The following is a 12,675-nucleotide window of genomic DNA, read 5'->3' as shown; positions in this document are numbered from 1 at the left end:
CGATGAAAACACGGGCGTGCGTATCGGGCGATTCATGCACTACACTTCCTCTCGCATCGCGAAGCAGGCCGGCCATCGACGTTCATCATTGCAGGCGACGAACAAGAGAGAGGGTAACGATGAGTCTTCGACATTCGATGTACTGCCCATGTTGCGACACTGCGCCGGGCAGTGCAAGCCGGCGCGCTTTTCTCGCGCTCGCGGGCCAGGGCGCCGCCGCACTCGCGCTCTTTCCGCAGCTCGCGTATGCCGACAGCGACGTGCCGCCCATTCCCTACGATTCCGTTCCCGATCCGGTGCGCCTGCCGCGCGACGTGTACTTCGGCGAATGCTCCGGCGTCGCGCTCAATTCGGCGGGGCATATCTTCGTGCTTTCGCGCGGCAATACGACCGGTCCCGCCTATGGCGCGGCCGCGGCCCAATTGCTCGAATTCGATCGCAATGGGCGTTTCGTGCGCGAGATCGGGCATAACCTTTATGCGTGGTCGTTCGCGCATACGGTGAAGGTGGACCGGCAGGACAACGTCTGGGTCACGGATAAAGGCTCGGACATGATCATCAAGTTCACGCCGGAAGGGCGCGTTGCGATGGTGTTCGGCCGCAAGCAGGAAGCATCGGACGAAGAGACCGCGCCGCTCAAGCATCCGAATCCGCCATTGCCTTCCGAGCCGGGGCGCTTTCGTCAGGTGACCGATGTCGCGTGGGATGCGGAGGGCAATACCTATATCAGCGACGGCTATATCAACTCGCGCGTCGCGAAGGTCGACCGCGACGGCAACTGGCTGAAGTCATGGGGCGAGCGCGGCAAGGGGCCGGGGCAGTTTCATACGCCGCACAGCATTGCCGTCGATGCAAACGGCATGGTCTATGTCGCCGATCGCAGCAATCGCCGCATTCAGGTTTTCGATGGCGAAGGCAATTTCCAGCGTCAATTCACGATCGACGTACCCGTGCCGCCCGATGCACGTCCGGCTATCGGCAATATGCCCGATGAAGCGGCGATTGCCGCGGGCACCTTTGCGCCGGGTTCGCCGTGGGCCATTTGCATATCGCCGGGACCGAATCAGGTCTTGTATTGCTCCGACGCGTTTCCCGGACGCATCTACAAGTTATCGCTCGATGGCAAGCTGCTGGGCGTGCTCGGCCGCTCCGGCAAGCAGTTGAAGCAGTTCGGATGGATTCATGAAATGGCGTGTCCGGCCGAGAATACGCTGTACGTTGCCGAGCTGCTGAACTGGCGCGTGCAAAAGCTCGTGCTGCATGCGTGATCCGCATCACTTGCGCGCGGCATTCGCCTGCCTTGACATGATCGGCCTGGGCTGCGCATCGCAACGATTCTCGCGCCACGAGCGAAGCGTATCGAGTGCGACCGAATTGCGCACATAGCGATGCCATACGAACGCGAGATCGAAGATCAGAATCGCGAGCCACCACGCATACAGAAAGAACGCGCCGCCGAGCACGACGGGCCATAGCGGCTTGCCCGCGAGATCGCCCCAGAGCCGCACACCGACGATCAGCGCCATCATCAGCGCGCCGAGTGTGACGAGCACACGCCGGCCGATACGCGGCTTGCGTGGCGCGAGCCAGCCGCTTATCGCGCATACGAGCCCGGCCAGCACGAAGACCGCCTTGCCGACGACGGGATCGGCGACATCGCGATGCAGCAGATCCGCAAACGGGCTCGCAAGAAATGCCGCCACGCCGCTGATCAACACGAACCAGAAGATCGCTGCACCCGCGACGAACGCGAGCAGCGCGACGATGCGCCAGCGCAGCCACGCACTCGTGCGCTTTGCGCCGCGCGCTTTCACGAGACGCGGAAGGCGCGCTGCGACCGTCGTGCCCATCAACAGGCAGGCCAGCGCGAATACCGAGCGCGTGAGATAGATGAACTCGGGCGTGGTGCTCGCTGCGCCCGCGCCGGAATCGGACGACGCCGTGACGGCCTTGTAGATGAAGAACACCGCGAGCAGATGCAGCGCGAAGCTCAGCAGATAGGGAATCGCCGTGCTGATGATGCTGCGAAAACGCCTGTTTTGCGGGACTTTCGCGGTGTTTCCGCCGAACACGACGTTCTCGATGAAGTGACCGAAAACTTCGTGATCGGTCCAATAGTCGGTGTGCGCCTTGCCCGGCAGCCAGTAGCGCGCGAAGCCGATGTCATGCGACGGCTCGAATTCGAACGCACGGCAGCCGCGATGATCGAGATAGGCACGCGCCGTATCGAGCGCGAAGCCCACGGGGTCGCCATAGTCGTAATAGTTGCGCCACCGGATACGCGAGGGCAGCGTCATCGGGCCGCCGGGACGTTCGACTTGCGTGACTGCGTCGCCTTGCATTTCGCTTTTGAGCGCCATGCCTTCCCAGAGCTTCGGCCACAACAGGATGTGCTTGTCGATCGGCGAGCCGATGGTCATGAAGCCGCGCAAGCTTTGCACCCAGTCCGTGCTGATGACGTCGTTGCTGTCTTTCGGGTCGTGCACCGTCGGCGTGGAAAGGGCCTGCAAAATGCCGAGAAAACTGATCACGGTGCCTTCGCTGTGCGCGACGATATACACCTCGGGCGCACACTGGCAGCGCGCGGTGACGAGTGCGACGAGCCGCTCCATCACGCGATGAAAGCGGAATACGATCGTGTCGCGATGCTGCTTGAAATCCGCGACGAGCTGCACGTCGCCGACATAGTCGCGCAGCATCGGCGCGAGATCGAACTTGAAGATGCCGGCTTTTTCCGCAACCGCGAGCAGGCTTTGCATCACTGCCACGGTCTCGACGACCTCCTCGACGACACCGGACGCCAGCGAGAAATCGTCGGGCTCGAGCTTGCGTTCGTCGACATTGAGCATGTATGCCGCCTGCGCGCGGCTCACGATCGAAAGGCCCCACGCCTTGCTTTCTTCGAGCGTGTCGTCCTGCTTCACGACTTCGCGCGGAATGTCGGCCCAATACACTTCGGCGAATCCGAGCGCGGAATAGAACTCGCGCTGTTCCGGCGTGTAGGGGCCGCCCGGTGGCAGATCGAGTTGACGCACGTCCACTTCGCCGACGCCCGCGATATCGAAATACCCGAGCGGCATGACCGGCAACGGCGGGTCGTAGCGCGCACCGAACTGGCTCGCCACCGACCGAACCGTGTCGCTATGCAACTGATTGCCGATGCCATGTATCGCGACGACGATCTTCTGCACGCGTGGCGCGATCGGCACATCGGGCGCGGGTGCTGCTTGCGCGTCGGGGGATGATGCGTTCATGAGCGTCTCCCGCTTCTTCATGTCTCCTGCATCAGCTTATACGCAGCCGCTCGATGCAGATTAGTTCATTTTTGGAGCGGTGAATCGAAATGATCGTCTGAAAGCGTTCAGCATGTGCCGATGGCATTTTGCATGCGTGATGTTGCACGCAAGATGCACGCGCGGTCGAATGCATGCAATATCAGCCGCCGCGCGCGAGCCCGGTTTCCATCGCCACGCCGTTCCACAGGTGCATGGCCGCATAGGCGCGCCACGGACGCCAGCGCTCGGTGCGGGCGCGCTGCTGGGCGGGCTTGGCGAGCGACGGGTCGCGCCGCGCTATCGATTGCATGAGGACGAGATCGGCGTCGGGCCACGCGTCGGGATCGCGCAGGGCGCGCATCGCGACATAACCGACGGTCCACGGTCCGATGCCCGGCATCGCGAGCATCTCGCGTTTGACGAACTCGGGATCGGCGCCGGGTTCGTCGAGCGGCAGCGCGCCCGTCGCGACGGCCTGTGCGAAGCGCTGCACGGTCTCGATGCGCTTCGTCGGCATGCCGATTTTCTCCAGATCGGCGGCGGCGAGTTCGGCGGGCGTCGGAAAGCGCCACGCGGTGCCTTCGTGCGGATGCCCTTCGATTCTTCTGCCCGCGCGCTGCACGATGCGGTTCATGATCGTCGACGCGCCTTTCACGCTCACCTGCTGCCCGACGATGGTCCGCACCACGAGTTCGAATCCGGACCACGCGCCCGGCACGCGCAGGCCGGGCGCGGCTTCCACGAGCGGCGCGAGCACCGGGTCGCCGGCGAGGCAGCGGGCGATCTCGCGCGGATCGGCGTGCAGGTCGAACATGCGCGCGATCGGCGCGGCGAGTTCGTCCGCATGGCGCGCCACGGCGCCCTCGACGCTCACGACGATGCGATGCCTGCGCTCATGCGGCCGGACTTCGACGGTGCCGTCCGCACCGCGCCATTCGATGGCGCGCCGGTACACCCCGTCATCGACCGACTCGACGCCCGCCGATGCGCGCCCGCCGATGAATTTGAGCATGCGCGTCCAGTCGAAAGGCCGCCGGAAGGGAAGCTCGAGCGTGGCGGTCGATGTGTCGAATGTCGAATGCATTTTGAATGCCGATTTGCGCGATGGTCGAATGCATGCCGATCTTACTCCGGCAGGCGCTCATTCCCGGCTAAGTCTCGGCGGCCACAATGCCTCACATCGGCAGCAGGCAACCAGCTGCATCGATAGTCAATATCACAAGGAGCCGGATATGAACGCCTTCTCGATCAGCATCGTCGCCATCGTCATCGTCGCCGCGCTGGCGGCCGTCGCGCCGGTCACGCGCTATACGCAGCATGAATTCGCCGTGTTGAGCGCGCATGTGGCAAACACGCGCAGCCAGGTTCGGCTCGGCGGGGGAAGCGGACTCAAGGCTTGAGCGACGCGCGCCCGGATCAGGGACGTTGCGCCAGCTCCATCGAGCGCGCGTTGAGCAAGCGTTTGAACTCGGGGTCCTGCGAAAGCAGGTGGCGCGCGCTCGTGACCAGTTGCGGGCTGCGGTCCCATTGATCGGAGCGCACGACGCAGCGCGCGAGTAAATCGGCGTAGACGGGATCGATGCTCTCGCGGTCATGCACCGCGGTGAGACGGGCGATGCGGGCCTTCTCGTCGTGCGTCAGTCCGCGCGCAAGGCAATCGACGGTCGCGCGGTCCATTGCGGCCTGCGAAGTATCGAAGTCCGGCGAGTGATAGAAAGAAAAGCCCGCGATGACGAGCACCGCGCCGAGCGCAATGCCTATCCTTCGAATCCTGTTCATGGTGTCCCCCGATCGAAGGCTCTGACGGCCCTACTTTCGGAGGAAATGAGCGAGCGTTCTATTCGCTAGCGCTCATCCCGTGACGACTTGTTCGCCGCGCGCTTTTTTGGCGTGTCGGACTTCACCGTCGATAGAGTGCGCTCGGCGAGCACCGCATCGCGCTTGGAGAGCAAGTGCTTGCGCAGGATGTCGCCCATACGCCTGGCATCCCGGTTCTCGAGCGCCTCGATCATCTCTTCGTGATCGCGAATGGCGCTGTCCCACTTCGGCGTCTGAAAGTTCGAGCGGAAGCGCAGCGCCATCAGACGCCGGTTGATCGACACGTAGGTCTGGCGCAGCGCCGTATTGCGCGCGGCCTCGTTGATCTTGTCGTGAATGGCCTGATTGCGGCTGTAGTAGCCGGAAAGGTCGTTCTGCGCGCGACACGCGAGCATCGCGTAATGCAGCGCCTTGATCTCGGCGATCTCGAGCGGCGTGATGCGCTCGCACGCGAGTTCGCCGGAGAACGCTTCGAGCCCGCTCATCAGTTCGAACATCTCGCGGATTTCGAACTCGCTCATCTGCGATACCGACGCGCCACGGTTCGGCGAAATATCGATCAGGCCTTCGGCGGCCAGCACTTTCAGCGCCTCGCGCAGCGGCGTACGTGAAATGCCGAGCGTCTCGCACAGCTTGCGCTCGTTGAGCTTCACGCCGGGCGCGAGCAAGCCTTCGACGATGAAGCCGCGCAAATGATCGACGACGGTGTCGTGTAGCCGCAGCCGCTCCAGCTTCGGCAGCGCGGACGAAACGTGCGTTTCTGGCAAATCGGGATTTTGCATTCAATACCTCGAACTCGTATTCGGCAATTTTAGCCCAGCGTCAGCGGAAAAAACCGCCAGCGGGTTATCCCTAGGCCATTCGGACTATGTATTCCTAGACGCGTCCGGTTTGCTGCGTTATTGTATTTTGCATGCAAAATTACATTTTAGAGGACGCGAACCTATGCTGAAGCTCGACTCTCATCCGGCTGGCCGTCACTTCCTACAGATCCCGGGGCCGAGCCCGGTGCCCGATCGGATCCTGCGGGCGATGAGTTATCCGACGATCGATCATCGCGGCCCGGAGTTCGGCGCGCTGGGCCTGAAAGTGCTCGACGGCATCAAGAAGATCTTCAAGACCAGTCAGCCGGTGGTGATCTATCCGGCATCGGGAACGGGTGCATGGGAGGCGGCGCTCTGCAACACCTTGAGTCCCGGCGACACGGTGCTGATGTACGAGACCGGCCACTTCTCGACGCTGTGGAAGAAGATGGCGGAGAACCTCGGTCTGAAGCCCGAGTTTCTGGGTTTGCCCGGCATCGAAGGATGGCGGCGCGGCGTGCAGGCCGACATGATCGAGAAGCGCCTTCGCGACGACACGCAGCACACGATCAAGGCCGTGTGCGTCGTGCATAACGAAACGTCGACGGGCGTGACTTCGGATATCGCCGCGGTGCGACGCGCCATCGACGCCGCGGCGCATCCCGCGCTGCTGATGGTCGACACGATTTCGGGTCTTGCATCCGCCGACTATCGGCATGATGAATGGGGCGTCGACGTGACTGTTTCCGGCTCGCAGAAGGGCTTGATGCTACCGCCGGGGATCAGCTTCAACGCGGTATCGGAGAAGGCGCGCGAGGCATCGAAACATGCAAGGCTGCCGCGCGCGTTCTGGGACTGGGCCGACATCATCGAAATGAACAAGCAGGGCTACTGGCCTTATACGCCGAATACGAACCTGCTTTACGGGCTGTCGGAAGCGCTCGACATGATTCTAGGCGAAGGGCTCGACAACGTGTTCGCGCGCCATTTGCGGCTCGCGGCGGCGTGCCGCGCGGCGGTCAATGCGTGGGGACTCGAGATTCAATGTGCGGACCCGTCCGTCTATTCGCCGGTGCTCACGGGGGTGATGACGCCCGAAGGCGTCGATGCCGATGCCGTGCGCAAGCTCATCTACGAACACTTCGACATGTCGCTCGGCACAGGGCTCGGCAAGATGAAGGGCCGCATGTTCCGCATCGGACATCTGGGCGATTGCAACGATCTCACGCTGATGGCCGCGCTCACCGGTTGCGAAATGGGCCTGAAGCTCGCGGGCATCGAACTGAAGGGCAGCGGTGTGGCGGCGGCGATGGACTATCTGACGAGCCATGTTGCGAAGCCCGCGCTGAAGGCGGCGGCATGAGCGCCGCATTCGACGCCAACGCGCTCGCAGGGCTTTTCGTCGAGGCGCGCGCGCATCGCGCGAAGCTCGACGCCTTGCCCGACGACGCGCGCCCGATCGATGCGACCCAAGCCTACGCCGCGCAGGAAGCGACATTGCGATTGCTGCGCGCGGACATCGGCGGATGGAAAGTCGGCGCCAAGTCGCCCGATGGCCCAATTCAGGGCGCACCGCTTCCCGGCGATGGCATGCATAAAACCGGCGCGCGTCTCGCTTTGCATGCATTCGGCAAGGCGGGGTTGGAACTCGAAGTGGCGTTCAGACTCGGCCGTCGTTTCGAGCCCGGCAGCGGACCGTATCGCGATGAAGACGTGCTGGCCGCGATCGAGTCGGTGCATGCGTCGATCGAAGTGGTGGCGAGCCGTTTCGCGGCGTGGCCGGATGTCGAGAAGCCCTGGCAGCTCGCGGACCTGCAGAACCACGGCGCGCTGATCGTCGGCGCGGGCGTGCCGTACGACGCGGCTTTTCCGTTCGTGTCGCCTGCGATGACCTTCACGTTCGACGGCGCGCCGCTCTTCCAGGGCGATCCCGCGAACCCTGCCGGCGATCCGCGCCGCCTGCTCGCGTGGACGGTGAATCACAGCGTCTCGCGCGGACTCGCCGTCGAACGCGGCACCGTGGTCACGGCTGGCTCATACACCGGCCTCGCGTTTCCTGCTGCGCCCGGCACGGCGATCGGCGTCATCGAGGGCTTGCCTGCCGTCGAATTGCATAACGCATAACGCATAACGCATAACGCATTCATAAGGCCAGGACCGCAGGACATTCCGGCACTCACCGACAGCGACGATGCTCAATTCCCCTACCGACCGGCTCGTCAAGCCGATCCATCTGATGCCCGCTTCCGCGCGCGCGCGGCTCGCGTCCACGCCCACGCCGCTGCAGGCGCGTTTGCAGCGCGAACTGAAGGGCGACGTGCTGTTCGATCGCGCATCGCGCGGGCGCTACGCCACCGATGCATCGATCTATCAGATCATGCCGCTCGGCGTCGTCGTGCCGAAGGATCAGGACGACTTGCGCATCGCGTTGCAGATCGCGCGCGATAGCCATGCGAGCGTGCTGGCGCGCGGCGCGGGCACGAGCCAGTGCGGGCAGACGACGGGCGAGGCGCTCGCCATCGACACGACCAAGTGGCTCAACAACATCGTTCACTTCGACAAGGACGCACGCACGGTCACGGTCGAGCCGGGCGTCGTGCTCGATCATCTGAACGTGTGGCTCAAGCCGCATGGCTTGTGGTTCCCGGTTGATGTGTCGACGAGCGCGCAGTGCACCATCGGCGGCATGGCGGGCAACAACTCGTGCGGCTCGCGCTCGATGGAATACGGGATCATGGTGCATAACGTCGACGCCATCGACGCGATCCTCGCCGATGGTCACGAAGCCGCCTTCGGCAAGCTCTCGTCGATGACGATCGATGCACGCACGCGCGATCTCGTCGACGCCATTCGCAGCATCGCGATGCGCGAACAGCAGGAGATGCGCGAGCGCATACCGAAGGTGCTGCGGCGCGTGGCCGGCTACAACCTCGATCTCTTCGACTGTCAGAGTCCGCTTGCTTTCAGCGCCGACGGCGAGCCCAACCTGGCCAGCCTGCTCGTCGGATCGGAGGGCACGCTCGCATTCAGCCGTCAACTGACATTGAAGCTCGCACCGCTGCCCGCGCATAAGACGCTGGGCGTCGTGAACTTCCCGAGCTTCTACGATGCGATGGACATGACGCAGCACATCGTGAAGCTCGGACCCGTCGCGGTGGAACTGGTCGATCGCACGATGATCGATCTCGCGATGTCGAATCCGGCTTTCAAACCCGTCATCGAAAAAGCGCTCGTCGGCCGGCCGCAAGCGGTGTTGCTCGTCGAGTTCGCGGGTACGGATCGTGATGCGCAAGTCGCGAAGCTCGCGCAGCTCGTCGAACTGATGGACGATCTCGGCTTGCCCGGCTCCGTCGTGCAGATGCCCGATGCCGGTCCGCAAAAGGCGCTGTGGGAAGTGCGCAAGGCGGGCCTGAACATCATGATGAGCATGAAGGGCGATGGCAAGCCGGTGTCCTTCATCGAAGATTGCGCGGTGCCGCTCGAACATCTCGCCGAATACACGAGCCGTCTCACCGAAGTCTTCAGGAAGCACGGAACGGAAGGAACGTGGTACGCGCATGCGAGCGTCGGCACGCTGCACGTGCGGCCGATTCTCGACATGCGCCGCGACGGGGCCATCAAGATGCGCGCGATCGCCGAAGAGGCTGCCGCGATGGTGCGCGAATACAAGGGCGCATTCTCGGGCGAACACGGCGATGGTTTGTGCCGCGGCGAATGGGTTGCATGGCAGTATGGCCCGCGCATCAACGAGGCGTTTCGCGATATCAAGCAGCTCTTCGATCCCGAGAATCGATTGAGCCCGGATCGCATCGTCGCGCCGCCGAAGATGGACGATGCGAGCAACTTCCGCTTTCCGCCTTCCTATCGCGAACGCGCATTGACGCCGCATCTCGACTGGTCGGCATGGAACGTCACGCGCGATCCGCTGACGGGCGAAGAGGGCTCGCCGGGCTCGGGCGGCGATCTGTCGGGCGGACTCGCGAAAGCGGTCGAGATGTGTAACAACAATGGCCATTGCCGCAAGTTCGATGCAGGCACGATGTGCCCGAGCTATCGCATCACGAAGGACGAGCAGCATCTCACGCGTGGCCGTGCGAATACGTTGCGGCTGGCGTTGTCGGGACAGTTGGGCGACGACGGCCTCGCGAGTCAGGACGTGAAGGACGTGCTCGATCTGTGCGTGTCGTGCAAGGGCTGCAAGCGCGATTGTCCGACGGGCGTCGACATGGCACGCATCAAGATCGAGGCGCGTGCCGCGTGGACAGCGCGTCACGGCGTGCGTCTGCGTGAACGGTTGATTGCTTTCTTGCCGCGCTATGCGCCGTATGCGAGCCGTATGCCGGCTTTGTCGAATGCAATCGAAGAGAGCATGCCGGGCGTTGCACGCTGGCTCAAGACGAAGATCGGCCTCGCACCGCAACGCGCGTTTCCGCGTTTCAAGAAGCCTTTTCTGCAAGGCTCTCAGAGCTCGCGATCGACGTCGGCAAGCAATGAAGTGCTGCTCTTCGTCGATACCTTCAACAACTACATGGAGCCCGACAACGCGCGTGCGGCGAAGCGCGTATTGGAGGCGGCGGGCTACACGGTTCATCTCAACGTGAAGGCGGGCGAGCGGCCCTTGTGTTGCGGGCGCACGTTCCTTTCCGCCGGTCTCGTCGATGAAGCGAAGGCTGAAGCGCGCCGCGCGCTCGATTCGCTCATGCCTTATGTCGAACGCGGTGTGGCGATCGTTGGATTGGAGCCGTCGTGTCTGCTTTCCTTGCGCGACGAGTTTCTCGGTTATGGCTATGACGATGTCGCTAAAAAGCTCGCGAAGGCATCGTTCCTCTTCGAAGAATTCCTCGTGCGCGAAGAGGCCGCAGGGCGATTGCAACTGAAGCTCAAAGCGCTCGATCGATCGAGCGCGATGGTGCACGGACATTGCCATCAGAAAGCATTCGATGCGGTGCGCCCCGTCGAGAAAGTGCTCCACTGGATTCCCGGGCTCGACGTGAAGACGATCGAATCATCGTGCTGCGGCATGGCCGGCAGCTTCGGCTATGAAGCGGAGCATTACGACGCATCGCAGGCGATGGCGGAGCTGTCGCTGCTGCCGGCCGTGCGCGCGGCGCGCGATGCGCTGATCGTCGCCGACGGCACGAGTTGCCGTCATCAGATCGCGGATGGCGCGCAAAGGGAGGCGCTGCATGTCGCACGTGTGCTCGACATGGCGCTCGATGCAAAGGATTGACGACAGCGAGACGAGAGATTTTCTTTCAACGATGCAAAACAGCGGACCGTGACGAGCCGCGACAGGAGACAAGCCAATGACATCACCGCGCAAACCACGCATCCGCAAGCTGCGCCGCCGAACGCAATAGCGCGCATATCGAGCCGCAATCCTCATCCGACGTACCCAAGCAAAGTTCCGCATACCGCGACAACTGGCGCCTTTCCATGAAGGCGTCCGGCCCGCGCACGCGGCTACACAAGGAGACGATGATGTTCCGTCGAGCCACCACGCGCGTTCTGCTGCTGCTATGCGCGATGTATTTCATCACCTATATCGACCGGGTCAATGTCAGCACCGCGGCGAGTCAGTTCGGCGCCGAACTCGGCCTCTCGCACACGCAAGTCGGTTTCGTGTTTTCCGCATTCGCGTATCCGTATCTCGTGTTTCAGATCATCGGCGGATGGGTGGGCGACCGCTTCGGGCCGCGCCGCACGCTCACGCTGTGCGCGATCATCTGGGCGGGCGCCACGGTGCTGACCGGTCTCGCGGGCGGCTTCGCTTCGCTGATCGTCGCGCGCGTGCTACTCGGCCTCGGTGAAGGCGCGACCTTCCCGACCGCGACGCGCGCGATGTCCAACTGGATGCCCGCAGACCAGCGCGGCTTTGCACAAGGCATTACGCATGCAGCATCACGGATCGGCAATGCGGTGGCGCCGCCGCTCATCGTCTGGCTCATGGTCGCGACGAGCTGGCGCGGCGCGTTCGTCATTACCGGGATCATCAGCTTCCTGTGGGCGCTCGCGTGGGTCTTCTACTTCCGCGACAATCCGCGCGATCATCCGCGCATCACGGAGACCGAATGCGCGACGCTTGCGACTTACTCGGGCGTGAAGCAACGCACGCCGGTGCCGTGGCGCACGCTGCTGGGCCGGATGGCGCCTGTCACCGCGGTGTACTTCTGCTACGGCTGGGTGCTGTGGCTCTTCCTCGGCTGGATTCCGCAGTACTTCCTGCACAACTATCACATGCAGCTCGGCAAGTCGGCGCTGTTCGCGTCGGGCGTGTTCTTCGCGGGCGTGCTCGGCGATTGGCTCGGCGGTTCGGTGACGGACCGCATCCTCAGAAAAAGCGGGAACGTGCGCCTCGCGCGCAACGTGATGGTGGGCGTGTGCATGGCGCTGACGTTGTTGTCGCTCGCACCGATCATGCTGATCTCCGATATCTCGATCGGGCTCGTGGCGGTGTGCCTGTCGGCCGGCTTCTTCTTCAACGAGATGACGATCGGCCCGATGTGGTCCGTGCCGATGGACATCGCGCCGAAGCACGCGGGCACCGCGTCCGGCATCATGAATTCCGGCTCGGCGCTCGCCGCGATCATCAGTCCGGTCCTGGGCGGCTGGCTCATCGACCGCACCGGCAACTGGAACCTGCCGTTCACGGTGTCGATGATCCTGATGGCGGTCGGCATCATCCTCTCGTTCACGATGCGCCCGGACCGCGCGCTCGAAGTGGAAGAGGAAAAGGACAAGGACGACCCGGCGCCCGCGCGCAAGTTCGTGTGATCGTG

General features: G+C 63.4%; 10 protein-coding genes. 6 read left to right on the top strand and 4 right to left on the bottom strand.

The window, feature by feature from the left end; all coding sequences use genetic code 11:
- Positions 1–119 precede the first annotated feature (119 nt).
- Positions 120–1,268, top strand: coding sequence for a peptidyl-alpha-hydroxyglycine alpha-amidating lyase family protein (locus AWB74_RS05495; RefSeq protein WP_061145756.1), 1,149 nt, complete (start codon positions 120–122; stop codon positions 1,266–1,268).
- A 6-nt stretch (positions 1,269–1,274) separates the two neighbouring features.
- Here AWB74_RS05495 and AWB74_RS05490 read toward each other — a convergent pair whose 3' ends face one another.
- Both AWB74_RS05490 and AWB74_RS05485 read right to left on the bottom strand, forming a co-directional pair.
- Complete coding sequence (locus AWB74_RS05490) at positions 1,275–3,254, bottom strand: MFS transporter (RefSeq protein WP_061145908.1); 1,980 nt, start codon at positions 3,252–3,254, stop codon at positions 1,275–1,277.
- Positions 3,255–3,435: 181 nt separating this feature from the next.
- Positions 3,436–4,359: a DNA-3-methyladenine glycosylase family protein gene (locus tag AWB74_RS05485; protein ID WP_061145755.1), complete on the bottom strand. Its 924-nt coding sequence runs from the start codon at positions 4,357–4,359 to the stop codon at positions 3,436–3,438.
- A gap of 148 nt (positions 4,360–4,507) precedes the next feature.
- Between AWB74_RS05485 and AWB74_RS46845 the strand changes: the two genes are divergently transcribed.
- Complete coding sequence (locus AWB74_RS46845) at positions 4,508–4,675, top strand: hypothetical protein (protein WP_200821925.1); 168 nt, start codon at positions 4,508–4,510, stop codon at positions 4,673–4,675.
- A gap of 16 nt (positions 4,676–4,691) precedes the next feature.
- Here AWB74_RS46845 and AWB74_RS05480 read toward each other — a convergent pair whose 3' ends face one another.
- Together AWB74_RS05480 and AWB74_RS05475 are read right to left on the bottom strand one after the other, a co-directional pair.
- Positions 4,692–5,054 carry a hypothetical protein gene (locus AWB74_RS05480; protein ID WP_061145754.1) on the bottom strand — a complete coding sequence of 121 codons (363 nt, stop codon included), beginning with the start codon at positions 5,052–5,054 and terminating at the stop codon, positions 4,692–4,694.
- Positions 5,055–5,119: 65 nt separating this feature from the next.
- On the bottom strand, positions 5,120–5,875 hold the full coding sequence (locus tag AWB74_RS05475; protein ID WP_061145753.1) for a GntR family transcriptional regulator: 756 nt from the start codon (positions 5,873–5,875) through the stop codon (positions 5,120–5,122).
- Between the two features lie 163 nt (positions 5,876–6,038).
- Here AWB74_RS05475 and AWB74_RS05470 point away from each other — a divergent pair, with 163 nt between their 5' ends.
- From AWB74_RS05470 to AWB74_RS05455, 4 genes are all read left to right on the top strand, one after another.
- Positions 6,039–7,259, top strand: a complete 1,221-nt coding sequence (locus AWB74_RS05470) for a pyridoxal-phosphate-dependent aminotransferase family protein (protein WP_061145752.1) — start codon at positions 6,039–6,041, stop codon at positions 7,257–7,259.
- The gene (locus tag AWB74_RS05465; protein WP_061145751.1) at positions 7,256–8,020 is read left to right on the top strand and encodes a 2-keto-4-pentenoate hydratase; all 765 of its coding nucleotides are present in this window, start codon (positions 7,256–7,258) and stop codon (positions 8,018–8,020) included. The genes AWB74_RS05470 and AWB74_RS05465 overlap by 4 nt, the downstream gene beginning before the upstream one ends.
- 67 nt (positions 8,021–8,087) lie before the next feature.
- Positions 8,088–11,126 carry an FAD-binding and (Fe-S)-binding domain-containing protein gene (locus tag AWB74_RS05460; protein WP_061145750.1) on the top strand — a complete coding sequence of 1,013 codons (3,039 nt, stop codon included), beginning with the start codon at positions 8,088–8,090 and terminating at the stop codon, positions 11,124–11,126.
- Between the two features lie 248 nt (positions 11,127–11,374).
- Positions 11,375–12,670: an MFS transporter gene (locus tag AWB74_RS05455; protein WP_061145907.1), complete on the top strand. Its 1,296-nt coding sequence runs from the start codon at positions 11,375–11,377 to the stop codon at positions 12,668–12,670.
- The last annotated feature ends 5 nt before the right edge of the window (positions 12,671–12,675 follow it).

The organism is Caballeronia arvi (assembly GCF_001544695.2).
Classification (GTDB): domain Bacteria; phylum Pseudomonadota; class Gammaproteobacteria; order Burkholderiales; family Burkholderiaceae; genus Caballeronia; species Caballeronia arvi.
This window is presented reverse-complemented; position numbering and strand designations above follow the sequence as displayed.

Coding starts and splice junctions, on each gene's coding strand:
- AWB74_RS05480 (WP_061145754.1), bottom strand. CDS start 5,054: ATGAACAGGATTCGAAGGATAGGCATTGCGCTCGGCGCGGTGCTCGTC.
- AWB74_RS05475 (WP_061145753.1), bottom strand. CDS start 5,875: ATGCAAAATCCCGATTTGCCAGAAACGCACGTTTCGTCCGCGCTGCCG.
- AWB74_RS05470 (WP_061145752.1), top strand. CDS start 6,039: ATGCTGAAGCTCGACTCTCATCCGGCTGGCCGTCACTTCCTACAGATC.
- AWB74_RS05490 (WP_061145908.1), bottom strand. CDS start 3,254: ATGAACGCATCATCCCCCGACGCGCAAGCAGCACCCGCGCCCGATGTG.
- AWB74_RS05495 (WP_061145756.1), top strand. CDS start 120: ATGAGTCTTCGACATTCGATGTACTGCCCATGTTGCGACACTGCGCCG.
- AWB74_RS05465 (WP_061145751.1), top strand. CDS start 7,256: ATGAGCGCCGCATTCGACGCCAACGCGCTCGCAGGGCTTTTCGTCGAG.
- AWB74_RS46845 (WP_200821925.1), top strand. CDS start 4,508: ATGAACGCCTTCTCGATCAGCATCGTCGCCATCGTCATCGTCGCCGCG.
- AWB74_RS05455 (WP_061145907.1), top strand. CDS start 11,375: ATGATGTTCCGTCGAGCCACCACGCGCGTTCTGCTGCTGCTATGCGCG.
- AWB74_RS05485 (WP_061145755.1), bottom strand. CDS start 4,359: ATGCATTCGACATTCGACACATCGACCGCCACGCTCGAGCTTCCCTTC.
- AWB74_RS05460 (WP_061145750.1), top strand. CDS start 8,088: ATGCTCAATTCCCCTACCGACCGGCTCGTCAAGCCGATCCATCTGATG.